This is a genomic window from Spirillospora sp. NPDC048911 (genome assembly GCF_043198015.1).
Lineage (GTDB): Bacteria > Actinomycetota > Actinomycetes > Streptosporangiales > Streptosporangiaceae > Spirillospora.
Genome location: NZ_JBICUD010000012.1, coordinates 67272 through 89364 on the forward strand (window position 1 = coordinate 67272; position 22093 = coordinate 89364).

Genomic DNA, 22093 nt, shown 5'->3' on the forward strand with positions numbered 1-22093 from the left:
TGATTTATCCAGCGATACCGATCAACCGTATGGAACGTTCTGGCGTTTGTGGTCAGCCTGAGCGCCGAACTATCACCCCATACCTCCGATGGAGGATCTCCTCCTCCAGGAGGGTGGACCTAGGTCCACCCTCCTCCTGCCAGACCCTTTCCGATCAGGCAGGACGCCGCCGCGGGCGACTCACCGGGCATGCCTCGCGGAGGCGGCGAACTGCTCCTCCAGCGGATCGTGGCCCTTGCGCACCGGCGGCTCGTCGCCGTGACCGGGCCACCACGCCTTGTGGCCGAGCAGCGCGGTGATCGACGGGACCAGGAAGATCGAGATCACGAACGCCGACAGCACGATCCCGATCGCCACCGAGAAGCCGATCTGCTGGAGCATCGAGACCTTCGCCAGCATCATCACCGAGAAGGTCCCGGCCAGGATGAGCCCGGCGGCGGCGACGGTCGGGCCGCCGTGCTCGACGGCCAGGGCGGCGGCCCGGCGCGGGTCGTTGCCCTCCTTGGCCTCCTCCCGCAGCCGCGCGGTCAGCAGGATGTTGTAGTCGGTCCCGATGGCCAGCACGAACAGGTAGAGGATCGTCGGCAGCTGGAAGGTGATCCCGGGTTCGCCCAGCGCGCCCTGGAACGTGTAGACCGCCGCGCCCAGCGTGGCCGCGAAGCCGAGCAGCACCACCGCGACCAGGTAGATCGGCGCCACGATGCTGCGGAGCAGCAGGGCCAGGATGAAGGCGATGAGCAGCGCCGCCACCGGCAGGATGACCGACAGGTCACGGTTCATGACGTTGTTGATGTCGGCGAACGTGGAGGTCTCCCCGCCGACGTAGGTGCGGGTGCCGGGTGGCGCGGCCTTGTGCACCGCGTCCCGCAGATCGCCGCGGACCAGCTCGATCGACTCCGCCGAGAGCGGGTTCTGCTTCAGCAGCAGGTCGACGCGGCCCACGGACCGGTCCGCCGTGCTCACCTCCGGCTGCTGGACGCGGCCCACGCCGGGCACGTCCTTGGCCTTCGCGCTGAACGCGGCGAGCTGCCCCTGGCCGATGGCCTTGCCGTCCGAACGCTTGACGTACACCGAGACCGGCGTCGTCAGCCCGGGAGGGAAACCCTTCTGCATGTCCTTGTTGGCCTGCGCCGACTCGGTGTCCTGCGGGAAGCCGGCGAAGAAGTCGTTGTTGCTCTTGAAGGAGAACGTGCCGGCGGCGAGGCCGACGAGCAGGGCACCGGAGACGAGGGCGACCAGCGCGGGGCGCTTGCCGACCAGCCGGCCGAGCGCGGCCGCCTGGCTGCCCTTGGGGTGCTTGCGCCAGGCCTTGGACGGCCAGAAGACGGCGGTGCCGAGCAGCGAGACGATCGCCGGGACGAGGGTGAGCGCGGTGATCGCCATGACGGTGACGGCGATCGCCAGCGCCGGGCCCATCGGCCCGAACCCGCCGAACGCGGCCAGCAGCATCACCAGGAAGGCGATCGCGACGGCGGCCGCGGCGGAGAAGATGACCTCGCCGACCCGCTCCATCGAAAGGATCATCGCCGTCCGCTTGTCGTCCCCGGCGCGCAGCCGTTCACGGAACCGGAACAGCAGGAACAGGATGTAGTCGGTGCCGATGCCGAACAGCACGATCAGCATGATGATGCCGAGGTCGTCACCGACCTCCCAGTTGAAGGCGTTCGCCGCGAACGCGACCAGCCCGTTCACCACCTGCATCGTCGCCGTGATCACCAGCAGCGGCAGCAGGGCGGCCAGCGGCGCCCGGAAGATCAGCAGGATCAGGCCGATGATCAGGATGAACGTCGCGATGCCGACGATCTCGAAGGACTGCTCGAACGACTTCTCGTTGTCCACCCAGGCGGCGACATTGCCGCCGATCTTGGCGTCGAGCCCGGTGCCCGTCAGCTGGGCGGGCAGCTGATCGCGGACCTGCTTGACCGCCTCGCTCATCTTGTCGTCGTCGTCTCCGACCATCGGCATGCCGATGATCTGGACGGCTTTGTTGGGCGCGACCGTGTCCGGCCCGGTGGTGAACGTGCGGACCACCGGGGGCTTGCGGCCCTCCAGCGCCTTGGCCACCCGGGTGACCTTGGCGCCGTCGGCGGCGGTGAGCGGCGCCCCGTCGGAACGTTTGACGACGATCAGCGCGGATTCCTCGTCCTGCTGCGGGAACGCCTTTTCAGCGATCTTCGCGGCCTGGATCGACTCGTACTTGGACGGGAGGAAGTCGGCCGTGTCCTCCTGCGTGGAGATGGCGGGTGCAGTCATGACGATGGCCACGGCGGCGACCACCCAGGCCAGAATCGTCCACCACGGATGTCTGACGACGACGCGCGCGAGCCATGCGAACATGCGTCTTTCCTTCAGCTCAGATGTATGGGGGGAATGACAAAGACGCTAAAGATGGGATTTCTCGTTGTGGTCCCGCTGCGAAGCCAACCCTGGCCTGATACCTGCGGGGTGGGTCCCTCGTCCTCCGGTATCGCCGCGGGTGGGTAGCCTCGTCCTCATGGACAAGGACGTTCACCAGGGATTCGAGACGCTGGCCATCCACGCGGGGCAGGAGGCCGACCCCACGACGGGCGCGGTCGTCCCCCCGATCTATCAGGTCTCCACCTACAAGCAGGACGGCATCGGCGGGCTGCGCGGCGGCTACGAGTACTCGCGGTCGGCCAACCCGACCCGGACCGCCCTGGAGACCTGCCTGGCCGAGATCGAGGGCGGCTCCCGCGGGCTGGCGTTCGCGTCCGGCCTCGCCGCCGAGGACGCGCTGCTGCGCACGGTGCTCAAGCCCGGTGACCACGTCGTCATCCCGAACGACGCCTACGGCGGCACCTACCGGCTCTTCGCCAAGGTCGCCGAGCCGTGGGGCGTGACCTTCGACCCGGTGCCGCTGAACGACATCGCCGCCGTCCGCGCGGCGGTCCGCCTGGAGACGAAGCTGATCTGGGTCGAGACGCCGACCAACCCCCTCCTCGGTATCGCCGACATCGCCGCGCTGGCCTCCGTCGCCCACGACGCGGGGGCCCTGCTCGCCGTCGACAACACCTTCGCCTCGCCCTACCTCCAGCAGCCGCTGGCGCTGGGCGCCGACGTGGTCGTGCACTCCACCACCAAGTACATCGGCGGCCACTCCGACGTGGTCGGCGGCGCGCTGATCGTGGCGGACCCCGGCCTCGGCGAGCGGCTCACCTTCCACCAGAACGCGATGGGCGCGGTCGCCGGCCCGTTCGACGCGTGGCTGACCCTGCGCGGCATCAAGACCCTGGCCGTGCGGATGGACCGGCACTGCGCCAACGCCGAGGCCGTCGTCGCCATGCTGAGCCGCCACAAGGCGGTCACCGAGGTCCTCTACCCGGGGCTTCCCGCCCACCCGGGCCACGAGGCCGCCGCCAAGCAGATGAAGGCCTTCGGCGGCATGGTCTCGTTCCGGATGGCCTCCGAAGAGGCCGCCGTCCGCGTCTGCGAGCGCACCGAGCTCTTCACCCTCGGTGAGTCCCTGGGCGGCGTCGAGTCGCTGATCGAGCACCCGGGCCGCATGACGCACGCCTCCGCCGCCGGCTCGCCGCTGGAGGTCCCCAGCGATCTCGTGCGCCTCTCGGTCGGCATCGAGGACGTCGACGACCTCCTCCGGGACCTCGACCAGGCCCTCGCGTGAGGTAGGTGTCTCCCGTCTCAGGCGGCTTCGGGGGGCATGGACATGATCAAGGCTTTATGATGTGCGCGCCAGGTTCCGCCGAGAAAGGGGCCCGAGTGCGCAAAGTACTGGTCGCCGGAGCGGCCTTCGCCGCGACCTGCCTGTCGGCCGTGGCCGTTCCGGCGGGCGCGCAGGCCGACCCGCCCGCGCCCGTGCTGACGGATGCCCGGACTTCGTCCACGACGGCCTCGGCCCCGACGGCCGGCGCCCCGTCACCGCGGGCCGACTCCTCGGTGGTCTCCGCGCGCGCGGTGATCGTGACGCCGAAGCCGCCCAGGCAGCGCACCTACGCCTACGGACGGCATCCGCGCCAGCGGGTCGACGTCTACTGGCGCGCCCCGGCCAAGCCGAAGAAGGGCCAGAAGGCGCAGAAGCAGCAGGCCCGCCCGGGCGTTCTGCTGCTGCACGGCGGCTCCTGGCGCAAGGGCAGCAGGACTGGCTGGAAGTACTTCGCGCGCCGCCTGACGACGCAGGGCTTCACGGTCTTCGCCGCCGACTACCGGCTGTCCGGCATGGCGCACTGGCCCGCGCAGCGCAACGACGCGCAGGCCGCGCTCGGCTTCGTCAAGAAGCACGCCAAGACATGGAACGTCGACCCCAAGCGGCTCGTCGTGGTCGGCGCCTCCGCGGGCGGCCAGCTGGCGACCCAGCTGGGCACGGCCGGCACCGGCTCGGGGCAGGTGCGCGGCGTGGTGGCCCTGTCGCCGGTCAACACCCCCTATCTGGCCTACCAGGACGGCAGCGCGGCGACCGCGACCCCTTCCCAGGGCAGCCTGCGCGGCGCGGTCGTCAAGCTCCTCGGCTGCGTGCCGAGCCAGACCAGCCCCGCCTGCTGGGACCTGGTCGACGACGCCAACTCCGCGGCCCACGCCACGCCCGGCGACGCGCCCATGCTGCTCATCCACAGCGCGGGCGACTTCGTCCCGGTGACCCAGAGCACCGGCCTGGCCAGCGCGCTGCGCGCCGTCGGCGTGCCCGTCACGGTCAGGACGGTGCCCGGCGACCTGCACGGCAACGCGCTGCTGAACGACGAGACGGTCTACCCGGCGATGCTGTCCTGGATCAAGTCCCGGACGAAGCCCTAACGCCCGTACCAGACCATCAGGAACAGGATCACCAGCCAGAGCAGCGCGACCACCCCCGAGAGGGAGGCGATCCGGCCGCGTTCCACCTCGGCGACGCCGGCCTGTGCCGGAGCCGGGGGCGGGGCCGGTGAGGCGGCGCCTTCCTCGTTCTCGCCCGGCTCGTCCTCCTCGCCGTCCTCGTCCTTGCCGGCGGACGTGACGGGTGCCGCCTCGGCCTCGGCCACCTCCAGCAGGTGGATCGCCTTGCGCTGGTCCCGTTCCACCAGCGTCAGCAGGACGAGGCCCACGATGAACAACGTCAGCGACGCCGTCAGCCAGACCCTCGCGAAGTCGCCCTTGGCGAGGAAGATGCCGAACAGCAGGATGCCGAGCGTCGCGAGGCCGTAGATCCGCGTCGTCCGGTTGAGGTACCGGAGCACGACGGTGTTCCGCCTGCGGATGAACCGCGGCGTGGCCATCGTCGCGGCGGTCAGCGGGCCCAGCGTGAAGATCGCAAACCCGATGTGCAGGATCAGCAGCAGGCGATCGGAGTTCGACATGGCGCCGACCCTAGCCCGCCCGCGCGGGGGCTAGCGACGGCCGCGCCGTACCCGCAGGTAATCGCTCACGACGTACTCGCCGAGCCGCTCGGCGTCGGGCGCGAAGACCCGGCCGCCATTGCGCTGCGCGACCTCCTCCACGAACGAGACCAGCCGCCGGTCGTCGGCCAGCATGAAGACGTTGAGCGAGGCGCCGCGCCGGGTCATCTTGTCGACCTCGGCCATCGTGAGCACCAGCGTGTCGGCGGACGGCGGGTAGTCGAACACCGACCGGCCGTCGGACCGCAGATGCGCGGTCGGCTCGCCGTCGGTCACCACCAGCACGATCGGCTCGAAGTCGGGATGCTTGTCCAGATGGCGGCCCGCGATCATGAGCGCGTGGTGGAGGTTGGTGCCCTGCACCATGTCCCAGTCGAGCCCGGTCATCTCCGTCGGGTGCAGTACGCGCGCGTAGTTGGAGAAGCCGATGATCTGGATGGCGTCCTGCGGGTACTTGCTCGTCACCAGGGTGTGCAGCGCCAGCGTGGTCTGCTTGGCGGCGGCCCACGTCCCGCGCAGCACCATCGAGTACGACAGGTCGACGAGCAGGCAGACGGCGGCGGCGGTGCGCCGTTCGGTCTCGTGCACCTCGAAGTCGTCCACGGACAGCCGCACGCCGTTGGTGCCGTGGGCGCCACCGGTGCCGTTGGCGTCCCTCGGCTGAGCCTTGCCCAGCGAGGGCGAGGCCGGGCGTTCCATGGCGCCGCGGTGGATGGCGTTGCCGATCGTGCGGACGACGTCCAGGGGCTGCTCGTCGCCGAACCGCCACTCGCGGCTCGACCCGGTCAGCTCGCCCGCCTGCCCGGCGTCGCGCTGGTCGTGGTCGCCCCGGCGGCCCGCCTCCAGCTGCGAGAAAACCCTGCGCAGCGCCGTCTCGCCGAGCCGCCGCACGGCCTTGGGGGTGAGCTCCAGCTTGCCGCGCTTGCGCTGCAGGTAGCCCTGCCGTTCCAGCTCCTTCTCGATGCGGCGCAGCTCGGCGAGGTCGTCGACCGCCTGGCGGCCGAGGGCGCGGCGGACGGCCGCCTCGTCGATGTCGTCCATGCGGGCGCCGGGGTACTCCTGCCCGAGCGCGGCCTCCAGTTCGGCCAGGTCGGCGAGCTCGGCCAGCGCGGTCGTGGCGTCGCCCACGCCGAGCGGGTTGTCGCCGGTCATCTGCTCTTGGCCGCCCCAGCCGAGCTCCGGCCGCCGGGCGCGGAGCGCGTCGTTCAGCCGTGACATCTCCATGGCCAGGCCGGCGTCCTGCATGGCCTGCTCCATGAGCCCGGCGAGCTCTTCGCGTTGCTCAGGGCTGAGCGAGGCGAGCAGCCGGTCCATGGCCGCCGCCCGGCGGGCCAGGGAGTCGACCAGCTCTTCGAGGTTCTGCGGCTGGTCGGGGAAGAAGTCGCCGTACTCCTGCATGAACCGGTCGAAGTCATCCTGGGTGTGCTCGCCGCGCGCGTCCCTGTCGAGCATCTCGTTGAGCGCGGCCATCATGTCCTTGACCCGCTCCATCATGCGCGGGTCCTGGCTCTGCAGGGCCTGCTTCATGCCCTGGAACTGCGCGTCGAGGACGTCGCGCCGCAGCAGGTCCTTCAGCCGCTCGAACGTCTCGCGGGCGGCGGGCGACCGCCAGTCGTAATCCGACAGGCGCCGGATCGCCTGCGAGGTGTCGCGTGGCAGCGTGTCGAGCTCGGCCTCGCGCAGCCGGGCCTCGTCGCTCGGATCGGGGAACAGCTCCGCGCGCTCCTGCCCGATCGCGGTGTCGAGCAGCGCGCGCGCCTGCTCCAGTGTCCCGTCGAGCCGGCCGCGGTCGCGCAGCGCGCGCCGCCGCTCGCGAACCTGCCGGAGCAGGTCGTCGAGCCCGCGGCGGCCCTCCGCGCCCGGCAGCCCGCGGCGCAGCAGCTCGCGCAGCGCGTCGTCGGGCCGGTTGCCCTCGAGCACCGCGTCGCCCATCGCGTCGAGCGCGTCGCGGACGTCGTAGGGCGGCGCGAGCGGGTCGGGCCCGTCGTGGTACGCCCCATACCGGTAACGGCTCATCAGCGGCCCCTGACTCAGGTTCGGTAGGTGGCGGTCCCGTCGGCGCGGCCGGACGAGGCGTCCTTGGACAGCCGGCGGGTGAGGAAGAGCCCCTCCAAGGCGAACTCCAGCGCGGCCGCGGCCTGGCCGGGGGAGTCCCCGGACAGCTCCAGCCGTTCCATGATCTTGGCGAGGCCGGGCACCGGGCCGATGCGGCGCAGCAGCTCGGCCGAGGAGACCAGCTCGCCGGACTCGACCACCTCGCCCGCGTCGAACTTGTCGAGCAGCCCGGACAGGTCGGCGGCGCCCAGCGTGCGGCGGTAGGTCTCGGCGGTCGCGCGCCGCAGCAGATGCTCCAGCACCTCCTGCTCGCGACCCTCCTCGCTGACCTCGAACTCGACCTTGCCCATCAGGGACGGCACGACGGCGGGCAGATCGCACACGCGCGCCACCGGGCGTTCCTCCCCGGTGAGCGCGGCGCGGCGCAGCGCCCCCGCGGCGACGGTCTCGGCGCCCGCGAGCGCGAACCGCGCGGACACCCCGGACCGCGAGTCGACCGCGGTCGACTCGCGCGTCAGCCGCGTGAACCGCCCGATCACCTCCAGCAGGTGGCCCGGGACCTCCGCCTGGAGCTCGTCGATCGCCGCCTCCTGCCGGATGAGGTCGAGCTCGGCCTCCAGTTCCAGCGGGTAGTGGGTGCGGATCTCGGCGCCGAACCGGTCCTTCAGCGGCGTGATGATGCGGCCGCGGTTGGTGTAGTCCTCCGGGTTGGCGCTGGCGACCAGCAGCACGTCGAGGGGCAGCCGCAGCGCGTAGCCGCGGACCTGGACGTCGCGTTCCTCCAGGACGTTGAGCAGCGCCACCTGGATGCGCTCGGCCAGGTCGGGCAGCTCGTTGATGGAGAAGATCCCGCGGTTGGTGCGCGGCACCAGGCCGAAGTGCACCGTCTCGGGGTCGCCCAGCGTCCGGCCCTCGGCCACCTTGATCGGGTCGACGTCGCCGATCAGGTCGCCGACGGAGGTGTCCGGGGTGGCGAGCTTCTCGCCGTACCGGTCGTCCCGGTGCTTCCACGCGACCGGCAGGTCGTCGCCGGTCTCGGCGGCGAGCCGCCGGCAGCGCACGCAGACCGGTTCGTACGGATGGTCGTTGATCTCGCAGCCCGCGATGACCGGCGTCCACTCGTCCAGCAGCCCGGTCAGCGTGCGGATGAGCCGCGTCTTGCCCTGGCCGCGCTCGCCCAGCAGCACCAGGTCGTGTCCGGCCAGCAGGGCGCGTTCGAGGTGGGGGAGCACGGTGTCGTCGAAGCCGACGATCCCGGGGAAGCGCGGCTCGCCGGATCTCAGCCGGACGAGCAGGTTGTGACGGAGCTCGGCCTTCACCGACCGCTGGATGTGACCACTGGTGCGAAGATCGCCCAGTGTGGTCTCGCGAGGTGTGGTTGGACGCACGCGATCGACATTACGTCGCCGATCCGGGGAATCGCACCCCGGTCGCCGTAATCGCGGCGGCGGGGGCCGCGGGACGCCTATTTGGGCCTGCGCGACCGAGCAGGGAGACTGGGAGACGTGACCCCATCCGGTGTACGGCTCGAAGGAGGGGAGGCCGATGGCTCGCTTCGGTGACGGCCTGGCCCTCGGACCCGATCTGCCCAGCGCCGCCGAATCGGCGGTGAAACAGGCGCTCGCGCCGCTGGACTCACCACCAGATCTGGTCTGTGTGTTCATTTCCACGAGCGACCCCGACGAGCTGGAGGCCGCCGCGTACCGCGCGATGACCACCGCCGAGGGCGCCGTGGTCCTCGGGTGCAGCGCCTCCGGGGTGATCGGCGGGGGCCGCGGCGTGGAGGAGGACAGCGCGGTGAGCGCCTGGGCGGCCGTGCTGCCCGGTGCCCGTCTGGAGCCCTTCCGGCTGGAGACACTCAAGACCGACGACCGCCTGATCGTCGTCGGCATGCCCGAGGGGCACGACGACGACGTGGTGGGCGTGCTGCTCGCCGATCCGTACACCTTCCCGGTGGACGCGTTCGTCGAGCGCTCCGACGACGCGATGCCGGGGCTGCCCCTGGTGGGCGGCATGGCCGAGAGCGGCGGGCCGGGCCCCGAGCCCGGCGGCCGCGGCGGCACCCGCGTGTTCCTCGACGGCGAGATCTTCGACTCGGGCGCGGTCGGTGTCGTGCTGGGCGGCGCCGTCACGGCCGCGACCGTGGTCAGCCAGGGCGCCCGCCCGATCGGGCCGGACATGGTGGTGACCAAGGCCGACGAGAACGTGCTGTACGAGCTGGCCGGCACGCCCGCGCTCGACAAGCTGGAGCAGATCGTGCTGGGCCTGCCGGAGGAGGAGCAGGAGCTCGCCGGCCGCGGGCTGCTGATCGGCGTGGCCATGGACGAGTACGCCGAGGAGCACGAGCACGGCGACTTCCTCGTCCGCGGCGTGGTGGGCGCCGACACCGACAGCGGCGCCATCGCCATCGGCGACGTGGTCGAGGTCGGCCGCACGGTGCGGTTCCAGGTGCGCGACGCGGGGGCCGCCGACGAGGACCTCGCCGCGCTGCTCGACCGCTTCGAGGTGGGCCCCGTCGAGGGCGCGCTGCTGTTCTCGTGCAACGGGCGGGGCCGGACGATGTTCCCCGACTCCGACCACGACGCGCAGGTCCTCAGCCGCACGTTCGGGGACGTGGGGGTCGGCGGCTTCTTCGCGGCGGGGGAGATCGGCCCGGTGGCCGGGCGCAACCACGTCCACGGGTTCACCGCCTCGATCCTGGCGTTCGGCCCGGCCGGCCGCGATGACTGACCCGCCGAACGACGCCGGCTCGCCCGTGATGGCGATCGACATCGGCGGGACGAAGACGGCCGTGGCGGTGGTGGAGCCCGGCGGGCGCGTCGCCGCCTACGACCGGATCGTCACCCCGAACGACGCGGGCGTGGACGCCGAGGGGCTCTGGCGGACGCTGGAGTCGCTGCTGGACAAGGTCGCCGCCGATGCCGGCAGTCCCGATCTCGCGGGCGTCGGCGTCGGCTGCGGCGGCCCGATGACCTGGCCGGCGGCCGAGGTGTCGCCGCTCAACATCCCCGCGTGGCGCGGGTTCCCGCTGCGGGCCCGGCTGCGGTCGCGGTACGCGGGCCTGCCGGTCCGGGTGCACAACGACGCGATCTGCGTGGCCGTCGGAGAGCACTGGCGCGGCGCCGGGCGAGGCCGCGACAACGTGCTCGGCATGGTGGTGTCGACCGGGGTGGGCGGCGGGATGGTCCTCAACGGGCACCTGATCGACGGCGCCAGCGGCAACGCCGGGCATATCGGCCATGTGGTCGTCGACCCCGAGGGCCCGCCCTGCGTGTGCGGCGGGCGCGGCTGCCTGGAGGCCATCGCGCGCGGCCCCGGCCTGGTGGCCTGGGCGCAGGAGCAGGGCTGGCGGACGGGGCGGCGCGACGCCACCGGCGTCGACCTGGCGGGCGACGCGCGCCGCGGCCATCCGGTCGCCGAGTCCGCCATGGTGCGGGCCGGGCGCGCGCTCGGCATCGCGATCGCCTCGGCCACCCACCTGTGCGACCTGGAGGTCGTCGCGATCGGCGGGGGCCTGTCGCAGGCGGGCGCGCTGCTCTTCGACCCGCTGGAGGAGGCGCTGCGCGTCCACGCCCGGATGAGGTTCGCCCGCCAGGTGCAGGTGGTGCCCGCCGCGCTCGGCCAGACGTCGGGCCTCATCGGGGCGGCCGCCCTGATCTTCGCCGCGGACCGCTACTGGAACGCCGACTGAACGGTCCGCGTGCCAGGTCGGGCGTCGGCCGGACGCCGGTCGGGCGCCGGTCGGGCGCCGGTCGGGCGCCGGTCGGGCGCCGGTCAGCGGGCCGTGAGGGATGGGTCAGGACGGGTCTCCCGGGGTGAGAGGATGCGGGGATGGACCTCGTCAGCGCCGATGAGATCCGCGCGGCCCAGGAGCTGCTGCGCGGAGTGATCGTTCCGACTCCGCTGGTCCACTCCCGGGTGCTGTCGGAGATCGTCGGCGGGCCCGTCTACCTCAAGTGCGAGAACCTGCAGCGCACCGGCTCGTTCAAGATCCGCGGCGCCTACGTGCGCATCGCGCGGCTCAGCGACGGCGAGCGGGCCCGCGGCGTGGTCGCGGCGAGCGCCGGCAACCACGCCCAGGGCGTCGCGCTGGCCGCCGCCATGCTCGGCTGCAAGGCCACCGTGTTCATGCCCGAGGGCGCGCCGCTGCCCAAGGTGGCCGCCACCCGCGGCTACGGCGCGGACGTGGTCTTCCCGGGGCCGACGGTCGACGACTGCCTGGTGGCCGCCCAGACCCGCGCCGAGGAGACCGGCGCCGTGCTCATCCACCCGTTCGACCACCCCGACGTGGTCGCCGGGCAGGGCACGATCGGCATGGAGATCGCGGAGCAGTGCCCGGACGTCCGCACCGTCGTCGGCGCGGTCGGCGGGGGCGGGCTGATGTCCGGGGTGGCGGTGGCCCTGCGGGCGGTGGCGCGCGAGCGCGGCGGGCCCGACATCAAGGTCGTCGGCGCCCAGGCCAAGCGGGCCGCGGCCTTCCCGCCGTCGCTCGCCGCCGGCCGGCCGATGCGCGTCGAGGTCAACCCGACGATGGCCGACGGCATCGCGGTGGGCGCGCCCGGCGAGCTCACCTACGAGCTGGTCAACGAGCTGGTCGACGCCGTCGTCACGGTGACCGAGGAGTCGATCTCGCAGGCGCTGCTGCTCTGCCTGGAGCGCGCCAAGCTGGTGGTCGAGCCGGCGGGCGCGGCGGGCGTCGCCGCGCTGCTGGAGCACTCGTACGCGGTCCGGACGCCCGTCGTCGCGTTGCTGTCGGGCGGCAACATCGACCCGCTGCTGATGGCCAAGGTGCTGCGCCACGGGCTGGCCGGGGCGGGCCGCTACATGGTCGTCCGCTGCCGGCTCAAAGACCGGCCGGGCGCGCTGGTGACGCTGCTCAGCGAGCTGGCCGAGCTGGGCGTGAACGTGCTGGACGTGATGCACGAGCGGGTCGCCGCGCGCCTTCACGTCGAAGAGGCCGAGGTGCTGCTCCACCTGGAGACGCGAGGCTCCGACCACGGCGAAGAGGTCCTCGGTCGTCTGCGCGCCAAGGGCTACACCCTGACGCTGAGCTGATCACGGTGGCCCCTCCGGCGAGGGACCACCGTGACCGATCGATCACCTACATCAGAGGGTGGGCTTGCCGGACGTGTAGACCCACTTCTGGAAGAGGGCGTCCAGCTGCTTGCCGGAGATCTTCTCGGCGAAGCGGATGAAGTCCGCGGTGCTGACGTTGCCGTACCGGTTGGCGGTCGGCCAGGCCTTGGCCAGCGCGAAGAACTTCTTGTCGCCGATCGCCTTGCGCAGCGCGTGCAGCGTCATGGCGCCGCGGTCGTAGACCGTCGGGTGGAAGATGTTGTCCCGGCCCGGGTCGGCGGTCTTCGGCTTCCACAGGTCGTCGTCGGCCGGGGTGGCGTACACCTCGTCGAAGGTCTGCTGGACCGGCTTGCCGGTGTACTTCTCGAAGTACAGCCACTCGGAGTAGGTCGCGAAGCCCTCGTTGAGCCAGATGTCGGCCCAGCGCTTCGGCGTCAGGCTGTCGCCGGTCCACTGGTGGGCCAGCTCGTGGACGAGCAGGTCCGGCCGCGGGATGGTGCCGGGACGCCGGGTGAGGTCGTAGACCGGGCGGCCCTGGGTCTCCAGCGCGTAGCCGACGTTCGCCTTCACGGCGATACCGCCGGTGGAGGAGAACGGGTAGGCGCCGAAGATCGTGGCGAGGTAGTTCTGGTAGTCGCCGGTCTGCTTGTTGAAGTCCTTGGCCAGTGCGGCCGAAATGCCCAGCTGCTGGTCGGTGGCCGTGATGTTGGGCATCGAGCCGTTCTTGGTGCGGAGCTTGGTGCGCAGCACGTCGTACTTGCCGATCGCGATCATGCTCAGCTCGCTGGCCATCGGCTGGCGCATCTTCCACCGGGAGACCGCGAGGCCGCCCTTGGTCCACGAACCCGCCGGGTCGCCGTTCGCCAGCGTCGCCAGGCCCTTCGGCGCGGCCAGCGTGATGCTGTAGGTGGCCTTGTCGAGCGGGGTGTCGTTCACCGGGTAGATCGTCGCGGCGCCGATGGGCTGGTTGAGCATGATCCCGCCGTCGGCGGTCGGCACCCAGCCGGACACGCCCAGCGCCGGGTCATTGATCGTCTGCGGCACGCCGGAGTAGGCCACGGCGACCGAGAAGCGCTTGCCCTCGCGCAGCCCCTTGGGCGGCGTGATCTCCAGCTCCTGGGCGCCCGTGCGCTTGTAGGCGGCCTTCTTGCCGTCCACGCGCAGCGCCGAGATCTTCAGCGGGCCCAGGAAGTCGAGGTTGAAGCGCGAGAGGTTCTGCGTGGCGCGCGCCTTGATCTGGGTGACGGCCTGGACGCCCTTGGTCGCCGGGTCGTACTTGAGCCCGATGTCGTAGTGGGCGACGTCGTAGCCGCCGTTGCCCATGTCGGGGAAATACGGGTCACCCGCCCCGGGGGCGCCGGGCGTGAACCGGACGGCGGTGGCCTGGGCGGGGGCCGCTGATACAAGAAGGCCGGCGGTGGCGGTCAGCGCCACGGCGGCCAGAACCTTGGGGGATCTGCTCATCGACCTCGTCCTCGGAGGAGTCGTTGGGGCCCCGCACGCCGCCGCGAAGCAAGGCGTGATGGGGAGTCCGCGGGGGTCTGGGGGTCGCCCCCCAGAAAAGCACGGCAGCCCCAAGAATTTCGGCTGATCAATAGCCGTGCAAGCGCGATTTGGTATCAAATCGGCCAGTTCGGGCCAGCTTTTCGGTTAAAAGCCATCCCCAGGCGGAGGTGGTCCTTCGTTCAGCGGGGGCTCGGCTTGCGCGGGGTGGACAACCACGCGTCGAACAGGCGGTCGAGGTCGCGGCCCGAGACGCGCTCGGCGAGCTTCCGGAAGTCGGCCGTCGTGGCGTTCCCGTGCGCGTGCTCGGCGGTCCAGGCCCGCAGGATCCGGAAGAACGCGGCGTCGCCGACGGTCTTGCGCAGCATGTGCAGCGTCATCGCCCCGCGGACGTACACCGGGAACGACTCGAAGAGCCCCTTCCGTCCCGGCGCGGCCGTCGGGATCTTCCAGCCCGGGTAGTTGCGGGGCCGCGAGTACGCCTTGGCGAAGAACGCCTCGGCCTTGCGGCCGCCGTGCTGCTCGCTCCACAACCACTCGGTATAGGTGGCGAAGCCCTCGTTCAGCCAGATGTCCTGCCACCGGGCGACGCTGACGCTGTCGCCGAACCACTGGTGGGCCAGCTCGTGGACGATCAGCGTGACGCTCGCGCCGCCGGGGTACATCGGCCGGTTCTGCGTCTCCAGCGCGTACCCGACCGGCACATCGTCGACGATGCCGCCGGTGGAGTCGAAGGGGAACCGGCCGAAGGTCCGCGTGCCCCAGTCGGTCACGTCGGCGGTGAGCTCCTGGAGGCGCTTGGGGCTGCTGCGGTTGCCGCGGTCGACGGCGGTGAACGTGCGGACACCGCCCGGCGACCGCCCGTCGAGCGTCGTGAACCGCCCGATCGCGATCAGCGCCAGATAACCGGCCATCGGCTGGGCCGACCGCCACCTGAACGTGCTCTTGCCGCCGGCGTTCGCCGAACCTTCGAGCTCGCCGTTCGCCACCACCGAGAGGCCCTTCGGGACGGTGACGGCGTACGCGTAGGTGGCCTTGTCCGACGGGTGGTCGTTCAGCGGGAACCAGGTCGCGGAGCCGACCGGCTGCGAGAGCGTGGCGACGCCGTCGGCGGTGGGGATCCAGCCGGTCTGGCCGAGCACGGGATCGTGCAGCCGCCGCGGCGAACCGGCGTACGTCACCGCGACGGTGAACCGGTCGCCCTTCGCGACCCCGCCGCGCGGTGTGACCACGAGTTCCTGGCCATGCCGCGCGAACGTGGCCGGCGCACCGTTCACCTTCACCGAGCGGACCTTGTTGCCGACGAAGTCCAGATCGAACCGCGCGAGGTTCTGGGTCGCGTTCGCGGTGATGGTCGTGGTGCCGGAGACACGCTGGCCACGAGGCACGTAGTCGAGGCTGATGTCGTAGTGCCCGACGTCGTAGCCACCGTTGCCGGCGTCCGGGAAGTACGAGTCGCCCACACCCGGCGCACCCGCCGTGAACGTCTCGGCCGCAGCGCGTGCGGGGACCGCCGAACCTTCCGCGGCGGGACGTCCGGCGGCGCCGCCCTGCTCACGGGCGTGCAGGACGGCGGCGGCGAGCGCGGGCGTCAGGAGCAGCGCGGCCGTACGACGGGCCGCGGCAGGCTTGTTCACCACTTCTTGGGCTTGCCCTTCGTGTAGAGCCAGACCTTGAACAGCCTGTCGAGCTGCTTGCCGGAGACCTTCTCAGCGTGCGCGACGAACTGCGGCGTGGTCGCGTTGGCGTCGCGGTGCGCCGCCGGCCAGGTCTTGAGGATCGTGAAGAAGGCCTTGTCACCGACCCGCTGGCGCAGGGCCTGCAAGGTCATGGCGCCGCGGATGTAGACCGAGAAGCTGAACAGGTTGCGGCGGCCCGGCCTGCCCGGCGGCGGGCTGAAGATCGGCGACCCGCCCGGCTGCCGGTAGTAGCGCTTGAAGATCTTCTTGGCGGAGTCCTTCTTGCCGCGCTCCCGCCACAGCCACTCGGCGTAGGTGGCGAAGCCCTCGTTCAGCCAGATGTCCTGCCACCGGGTGACGCTGACGGTGTTGCCGAACCACTGGTGGGCCAGCTCGTGCACGATGAAGTCGTCGTCGGGTGCGAACCCGGCGTACACCGGCCGCTCCTGCGTCTCCAGCGCGTAGTCCAGCCGCGGGTCGTCCACGATGCCGCCGGCGGTGGCGAACGGGTACGGCCCGAAGACCGAGGACTCCCAGGCGAGGGCCTTGACCGTGGTCTTGTGCAGGGCCCCGGCGGTCTTCCGGAACCGCGGGTCCACGGCGGTGATCACCGGCGTCCGGCCCGCCATGCCGTGCTTCACCCGGAACTTCCCGATCGCCACCATGGCCAGGTAGGGGGCCATCGGCGACTTCTCGGCCCACTCGTACGTCGTGGTGGCGCCCTGGCGCACGACCTGGCCGGGCGAGCCGTTGGCGAGCGCCCGCAGATCCTTGGGCACCGTGATGCGGAAGGCGTAGGTGGCCTTGTCGCTCGGGTGGTCGTTGACCGGCAGCCAGGTGGGCGCGCCGTCCGGCTCGGCGACGACGACCGCGCCGTCCTTGCTCGGCACCCAGCCGTACGTGCCGAGCGAGCCGTTGCGCACCGGGCCCGGCCGGCCCGAGTAGCGGACCACGGTGGTGAACTCCGTGCCGGCCTTGAGCCCCGCGGCGGGAACGACCGTGAGCTCCTGGCCCTTGCGGCGGTACGCGGCGCGCCGCCCGCCGACGGTGATGCCGACGATCTTGGGCCCGCGGAAGTCCAGGTTGAAGCGCGACAGGTCCTGGGTGGCCTCGGCGGTGACGGTCACGGTCGCGTCGACCTTGCCGCCCTTGGCGTACGCGAGCGCCACGTCGTAGTGCAGCACGTCGTAGCCGCCGTTGCCCGCCTCGCGGAAGTACGGGTCGCCCATTCCGGCCGCACCCGGCTTGCCGACGGAGGCGCGCGCCGGCACGGGGCCGGACGTCCCGCCCGTCCCGGGGTCGCAGCCGTCGAGCGCGGTGCTGTGCCCGGGAGGCGTGTCGGGACCGGAACTCTGCAGGGCGTGCGGGACCGGGCCGCTCGCCGCACCGGGTGGTGGCGCCGGGACGGACGCGGCGGCGGGAGCGTCGGGTGGCGGCACCGCGAGCCGGCGGAACAGCCGTTCGCCCGCGGGCGAGGCCGCAGGTGTAGCCGCGGGCGATGCCGCGGGCGTCGATGCCGGCTTCGGCGAAGGCGCCGGTGCGGATTTCGGCGGACAGGGCTCGGCCGTGGGCCGCCCTTCCCCGCCGGGGTCGGCCGCGCCGGCCGTCGCGGTCTCACTGCCGTTGATCGTTACCAGCACGGCGGCGGCGGTGGTCGCCGCGGTCATGCGTCCCCAAGGCCCGTTCACCCGGCCCACACTGCTGGCCGTCCAGGCGCGGCGTCGCGTCACTTGGCCGGGTTTTTCCGAGCCCTTGCCGCACATTCACCCGCAGAGTACGGAAACGATCACCCGGCGGGCGTCACAGCGCGGGGCGGCCCCGCTTGAAGAGCCACGCGTCGAAGAACGTGTCGAGCCGCTGCCCGGACACCCGCTCGGCGACCTGGACGAACTGCGGCGTCGTCCCGCTCGAGTGGCGCCGCTCCTTGGCCCAGGTCTTGAGGATCTCGAAGAACTTCTCGTCGCCGACCTTCTTGCGCAGCGCGTGCAGGGTCATCCCGCCCCGGTCGTAGACCGAGCGCCCGAACATGTTGGCGCGGCCGGGGTTGCCGGGCGGGACGTTCCAGAGCTCGCGGTTGCCGGCGTCGGCGTACAGGCCGTCGAACTTCGCCTGGAGCGTCTCGTTGCCGACGCGCTCGCTCCAGATCCACTCGGCGTAGGTGGCGAAGCCCTCGTTGAGCCAGATGTCCTGCCATTTGGTGACGCTGACGCTGTCGCCGAACCACTGGTGCGCGAGCTCGTGCGCGATGATCGTCTGGTCGGAGCCGAGGGCGCTGTAGACGGGCCGGTTCTGCGTCTCCAGCGCGAAGTCGACCGCCGCGTTGTCGACGATCCCGCCCGTGGAGGTGAACGGGAACGGGCCGAACAGCTTCACCAGCTCGTCGGTGACCTCGGCGTTCTTGGCGTGGAAGGCGTCGAGCCGCACGGCCGGCACCGACGGGTCGACCGCTGAGATGATCGGGATGCCGCCGGGCGTCTTGCCGGTCTTCACGCCGAACCGGCCCACCGTCACCGTGGCGAGATAGGTGGCCATCGGGTCCTTGACCCGCCAGCTCGTGGTGACCGCGCGGCGGCTGGCCGCGGCCGGGATGATGTCCGGGCCGTCGCCGGGAGTGGCCGACCCGTCGCCGCTCGGCACGTTGGACGTGGGCTCGCCGTTGGCCACCGCGGTCAGCCCCGCGGGCACCGTGACCTCGAAGTCGAACGTGGCCTTGTCGCTCGGATGGTCGTTGCTCGGGAACCAGGTGTGCGCGCCGCTCGGCTGGCAGGCCACGAAGACCCCGTCCGAGGTGCGGATCCAGCCGTACCGGCCCAGGATCGGGTCCACGACGGGCTGCGGCGTGCCCGAATAGCGCACGGACACCGTGAACTTGGCGTTCTTCTCCAGCGCCTTGGCCGGGGAGACGATCAGCTCGCTGCCTTGCCGCTGCTGCTGCGCCGGGGCCCCGTCGACGGTCACCTCGGCGACGTCGAGCCCGGTCAGATCCAGATTGAAGCGGCTCAGCCGCTCGGTGGCGGTGGCCGTGATCTCGGCCGTGCCGTCGAGCTCCTTGGCTCCGCCCGGCGTGATGGCGAGCTTGAGCTTGTAGTGCTGGACGTCGTAACCGCCGTTGCCGTCGCCCGGCACATAACGGTCGCCCGCCGTGTCGGGCCCGCTCGGGCCGCCCGTCCCGGAGTTCGGCGGTGGCGGCGGGCTCGGGTCGGCGGTGTCCTTGTCGCCGATCGTGACCTGACAGCCCGTCAGGGCCCCCGCGACGGCGAGCGCGGCCAGCCCACGCGAGGCTGGGCGGCGGAGAAGGGGTCTGCGGGAGCGTCCGGCCGAAGTCACGGTGCCCAGACTGCCGTCGCGGAGGCGGTCTGGGCAACTTGGATCTACCGCCGAAGTCGGTCAGTGACCGGTGTACGGGCTGGGCGCCCCGGCCTGGACCTTGACCACCACCGTGTGCGCGACCTTGTCGTGCAGCGCCTGCCGCCGCGCGTCCCACAGGATCCACGCCACGTCGACGATCCCCGCCACGCAGCAGCAGATCATCACGAGCACGACGTAGAGCCCCGCACGGCTGAGAGCCTGGCCGTTGGCGACGGCCCCGCCGTCCTCCTCCCGCACGACCCGGATGCCGAGGGCCTTCTTGCCCAGCGTCTGGCCGGACGTCCGGGTCATGAGCCAGTAGTAGAGGAACGCCAGCACCGCGCCGATCACGTTCGCGAGCCCCTGCCCGGCCGAGAACGTCACCGACTCGCCGTTCTCCGGGTCGAACACGCGGTTCCAGTCGACGAAGGGCAGCGAGATGACGCTGGTCACGACGAACACCAGTACGAGGTCGATCAGGCCGGCGCCGAGACGCCGGCCGATGCTCGCCAGCCCCGCGGCGGGATCGTTGTAACCGCTGTCTCCGCCCCCGTACCCGGGCAGGCCTCCGTGCGGAGGCTGCCCGCCGTAAGGAGGCTGTCCCGGGCCCCCATACGGAGGCGGTCGCTCCCCGTACGGCGGCTGCCCTCCCGCGTACGGCTGCTCCCCGGACGGTGGCTGGCCTCCTCCGTACGGCTGCTCCCCATAAGGCGACTGGCCCCCATATGGCGGCTGCTGACCATAGGAAGGCTGCTGGCCGGAGGGGGGCTGCTGGCCATAGGGAGGTTGCTCCCCGGGCGCGGGTGTCTGCCCGTACGACGGTGTCTGCCCGTAGGAGGGCTGCTCGCCGTAGGCGCGCTGCTCGCCATACGGGGACTGCTGCCCGTACGGGGGCGGCTCGTTCTTCGCGGACGGCCGGTCGTAGGGAAGCTGTTCGCCGTGCGGGGGCGGCTCGCTGTACGCGGGCGGCCTGGTGCCGGGCTCGTCGTCCGGCTGCTCCCCGGGTGCGGGATCGTGCGGCGGTTGGGTCATGCCGACAACGTGAGCCCGTGTCCGGCCGCCGAAACACCGCCACGCCTCGCCCAGGCCAAAGCTTTCCCGAACGAGGACCAGAAGTGGATCAGTCCCGGCGGTAGGGATTCGGGGCGCGGTGGTCGACCTTGAGGACCAGCGTCCCGGCGGCCTTGTCGTGCAGGGACTGCCGGCGGGGGTCCCACAGGATCCAGGCGGGGTCGAGCACGCCGACCAGGCTGATGAGGGGGAAGACGAAGTTGGCCACACCCGCGACGGCGTTGAAGAGGTAGACGACGACCTGCCTGAGGACGGCCTGGCGCCAGGTGATCGCGCCGTTGTCGTCGGCCCGGACGACCCGGATCCCGGCCGCGCGCTTGCCGACGGTCTGGCCCGACCTGGCGTGCTGGATCGTGAAGTAGGCGAAGCCCAGGACGAGCGCGACGGCGTACCCCGCGATCAGGCGCGGGATGTCGTACGCGTCCAGCGGTGAGGTGGACCGGCCGGACTGGGCGATCTCGTCCAGCTCGTTCCAGCGGATCGCCTGGATCAGGAACGGCGCGGAGACGGCGCCCACGATCAAGCCGTCCAGGAGGGAGGCGCCGAGGCGGGCCCAGCGGCTCGCCAGTTCCGGTCCGTGCGGCGCGTACGGTCCCTGCTGCGGGTAGGGCCCCGGGGGCACAGCGCCCCCGGGCGCCGGGGGCCGCACTCCGCCGTACGTTCCCTCGTAGGGACGGGGACGCTCGGGCTCAGGGGGCTGCCACTCGGGGGAGGGGTCCTGGGGGGTCATGACGGCCCATTGTGGCGTAAACCTCGGCCCCCCGAGAGGGAGGAGGGGTCCACGGGGGACCGAGGCGGGCTCACAGGTTGCCGCGGCGCTCCTGCTCGCGCTCGATGGCCTCGAACAGCGCCTTGAAGTTGCCCTTGCCGAAGCCCAGCGAGCCGTGCCGTTCGATCAGCTCGAAGAAGACCGTGGGACGGTCCTGCACGGGCTTGGTGAAGATCTGCAGCAGGTAGCCGTCCTCGTCCCGGTCGACGAGGATCTTGCGCTTCTGGAGCTCCTCGACGGGGACGCGGACCTCGCCGATGCGGGCGCGGAGTTCGGGGTCCTCGTAGTAGGAGTCCGGGGTCTCCAGGAACTCGACGCCGGCGGCGCGCATCTGGTCGACCGAAGCCAGGATGTCGCCCGTGGCCAGGGCGATGTGCTGGACGCCGGGCCCGCCGTAGAACTCCAGGTACTCGTCGATCTGGGACTTGCGCCTGCTCTCGGCCGGCTCGTTCAGCGGGAACTTGACCTTGCGGGTGCCGTCCGCGACGACCTTGGACATCAGCGCGGAGTACTCGGTGGCGATGTCGTCGCCGACGAACTCGGCCATGTCGGTGAAGCCCATGACGCGGTGGTAGAAGTCGGCCCACTCGTTCATGCGCTCGACGTTGCCGACGCAGTGGTCGATCGCCTGGAAGTACCGCTTGGCCGCGGGAGGCTCCACGATCGGGTCGGCGGCCTCGAAGCCCGGCAGGTAGGGGCCGGAGTAGTTGCTGCGGTCGACGAGGGTGTGCCTGGTCTCGCCGTACGTGGCGATGGCGGCGATCACGACCTTGCCGTGCTCGTCCTCCATGACGTACGGCTCGGCCAGTCCCGTGGCGCCCTTGGCGAGGGCGTGCCGGTACGCCGCCTCCGCGTCGGGGACCTCGATGGACAGGTCCACCACGCCGTCGCCGTGCTCGGCGACGTGGCGGCCGAGGTCGGTGCCCGCCCGCACCGGGCCGCGGAAGACGAACCGGGCGCCGCCGGACTCCAGCACGTGCACCGCCTCGTCGGGGCTGCCGTTCTCGGGGCCGCGATAGGCCACCCGGCGCATCCCGAAAGCGGTCGAGTAGTAGTGCGCTGCCTGCTTGGCGTTGCCGACGGCGAAGACGACGGCGTCCATGCCCTTGACCGGGAACTCATCCATGCCCCCAATCTCGACAATCGACTACAGACTGCGCAACAGTGGTCTGAATCACTGGGCAATCTGCCGGGTGACCGACGGGTAACGCCGGGCTTTCTGTACATGGTGACCATGGGAGGGCTGG

General features: G+C 71.6%; 16 protein-coding genes. 5 read left to right on the forward strand and 11 right to left on the reverse strand.

Features of this window, described 5'->3' with window-relative positions; genetic code table 11:
* Positions 1–180: 180 nt before the first annotated feature.
* Positions 181–2337, reverse strand: a complete 2157-nt coding sequence (locus ACGFNU_RS41560) for an MMPL family transporter (protein ID WP_392602129.1) — start codon at positions 2335–2337, stop codon at positions 181–183.
* Between the two features lie 157 nt (positions 2338–2494).
* On the opposite strand from ACGFNU_RS41560, the gene ACGFNU_RS41565 reads away from it, so the two are divergent.
* Together ACGFNU_RS41565 and ACGFNU_RS41570 are read left to right on the forward strand one after the other, a co-directional pair.
* The gene (locus ACGFNU_RS41565) at positions 2495–3643 is read left to right on the forward strand and encodes a cystathionine gamma-synthase (RefSeq protein ID WP_392602130.1); all 1149 of its coding nucleotides are present in this window, start codon (positions 2495–2497) and stop codon (positions 3641–3643) included.
* Positions 3644–3738: 95 nt separating this feature from the next.
* Positions 3739–4767 (forward strand): alpha/beta hydrolase, encoded by a 1029-nt coding sequence (locus tag ACGFNU_RS41570; protein ID WP_392602131.1) that lies wholly within the window; start codon positions 3739–3741, stop codon positions 4765–4767.
* Here the strand turns inward: ACGFNU_RS41570 and ACGFNU_RS41575 are convergent.
* Genes ACGFNU_RS41575 through ACGFNU_RS41585 form a run of 3 tightly spaced genes read right to left on the reverse strand, consistent with a single transcriptional unit; the run spans position 4764 to position 8788 of the window.
* The gene (locus ACGFNU_RS41575; protein WP_392602132.1) at positions 4764–5306 is read right to left on the reverse strand and encodes a hypothetical protein; all 543 of its coding nucleotides are present in this window, start codon (positions 5304–5306) and stop codon (positions 4764–4766) included. The genes ACGFNU_RS41570 and ACGFNU_RS41575 overlap by 4 nt on opposite strands.
* A 30-nt stretch (positions 5307–5336) precedes the next feature.
* The gene (locus ACGFNU_RS41580) at positions 5337–7361 is read right to left on the reverse strand and encodes a VWA domain-containing protein (RefSeq protein WP_392602134.1); all 2025 of its coding nucleotides are present in this window, start codon (positions 7359–7361) and stop codon (positions 5337–5339) included.
* 14 nt (positions 7362–7375) lie between these two features.
* Positions 7376–8788: a sigma 54-interacting transcriptional regulator gene (locus tag ACGFNU_RS41585; RefSeq protein WP_392602135.1), complete on the reverse strand. Its 1413-nt coding sequence runs from the start codon at positions 8786–8788 to the stop codon at positions 7376–7378.
* Positions 8789–8945: 157 nt separating this feature from the next.
* Between ACGFNU_RS41585 and ACGFNU_RS41590 the strand changes: the two genes are divergently transcribed.
* From ACGFNU_RS41590 to ilvA, 3 genes are all read left to right on the forward strand, one after another.
* Positions 8946–10130, forward strand: a complete 1185-nt coding sequence (locus ACGFNU_RS41590) for an FIST N-terminal domain-containing protein (protein WP_392602136.1) — start codon at positions 8946–8948, stop codon at positions 10128–10130.
* Positions 10123–11091 (forward strand): ROK family protein, encoded by a 969-nt coding sequence (locus ACGFNU_RS41595; protein WP_392602137.1) that lies wholly within the window; start codon positions 10123–10125, stop codon positions 11089–11091. Before ACGFNU_RS41590 ends, ACGFNU_RS41595 begins: the two co-directional genes overlap by 8 nt.
* Positions 11092–11231: 140 nt before the next feature.
* On the forward strand, positions 11232–12455 hold the full coding sequence (gene ilvA / locus ACGFNU_RS41600; RefSeq protein WP_392602138.1) for a threonine ammonia-lyase: 1224 nt from the start codon (positions 11232–11234) through the stop codon (positions 12453–12455).
* A gap of 51 nt (positions 12456–12506) precedes the next feature.
* Here the strand turns inward: ilvA and ACGFNU_RS41605 are convergent, their stop codons facing one another.
* The 7 genes from ACGFNU_RS41605 to hppD all read right to left on the reverse strand — a co-directional run bounded on the left by ACGFNU_RS41605 (position 12507) and on the right by hppD (position 21972).
* Positions 12507–13940 (reverse strand): M1 family metallopeptidase, encoded by a 1434-nt coding sequence (locus ACGFNU_RS41605; protein WP_392602139.1) that lies wholly within the window; start codon positions 13938–13940, stop codon positions 12507–12509.
* Between the two features lie 221 nt (positions 13941–14161).
* Positions 14162–15616, reverse strand: coding sequence for a M1 family metallopeptidase (locus ACGFNU_RS41610; RefSeq protein ID WP_392602140.1), 1455 nt, complete (start codon positions 15614–15616; stop codon positions 14162–14164).
* The gene (locus ACGFNU_RS41615; protein ID WP_392602141.1) at positions 15613–17325 is read right to left on the reverse strand and encodes a M1 family metallopeptidase; all 1713 of its coding nucleotides are present in this window, start codon (positions 17323–17325) and stop codon (positions 15613–15615) included. The genes ACGFNU_RS41610 and ACGFNU_RS41615 overlap by 4 nt, the downstream gene beginning before the upstream one ends.
* A gap of 133 nt (positions 17326–17458) precedes the next feature.
* A complete protein-coding gene (locus ACGFNU_RS41620; RefSeq protein ID WP_392602142.1) occupies positions 17459–18985 on the reverse strand; it encodes a M1 family metallopeptidase in 1527 nt (508 codons plus the stop codon).
* A gap of 60 nt (positions 18986–19045) precedes the next feature.
* Positions 19046–20038 carry an RDD family protein gene (locus tag ACGFNU_RS41625; protein ID WP_392602143.1) on the reverse strand — a complete coding sequence of 331 codons (993 nt, stop codon included), beginning with the start codon at positions 20036–20038 and terminating at the stop codon, positions 19046–19048.
* Between the two features lie 88 nt (positions 20039–20126).
* A complete protein-coding gene (locus tag ACGFNU_RS41630; protein ID WP_392602144.1) occupies positions 20127–20807 on the reverse strand; it encodes an RDD family protein in 681 nt (226 codons plus the stop codon).
* 70 nt (positions 20808–20877) lie between these two features.
* Positions 20878–21972 (reverse strand): 4-hydroxyphenylpyruvate dioxygenase, encoded by a 1095-nt coding sequence (gene hppD, locus ACGFNU_RS41635; protein WP_392602145.1) that lies wholly within the window; start codon positions 21970–21972, stop codon positions 20878–20880.
* Positions 21973–22093: the final 121 nt, after the last annotated feature.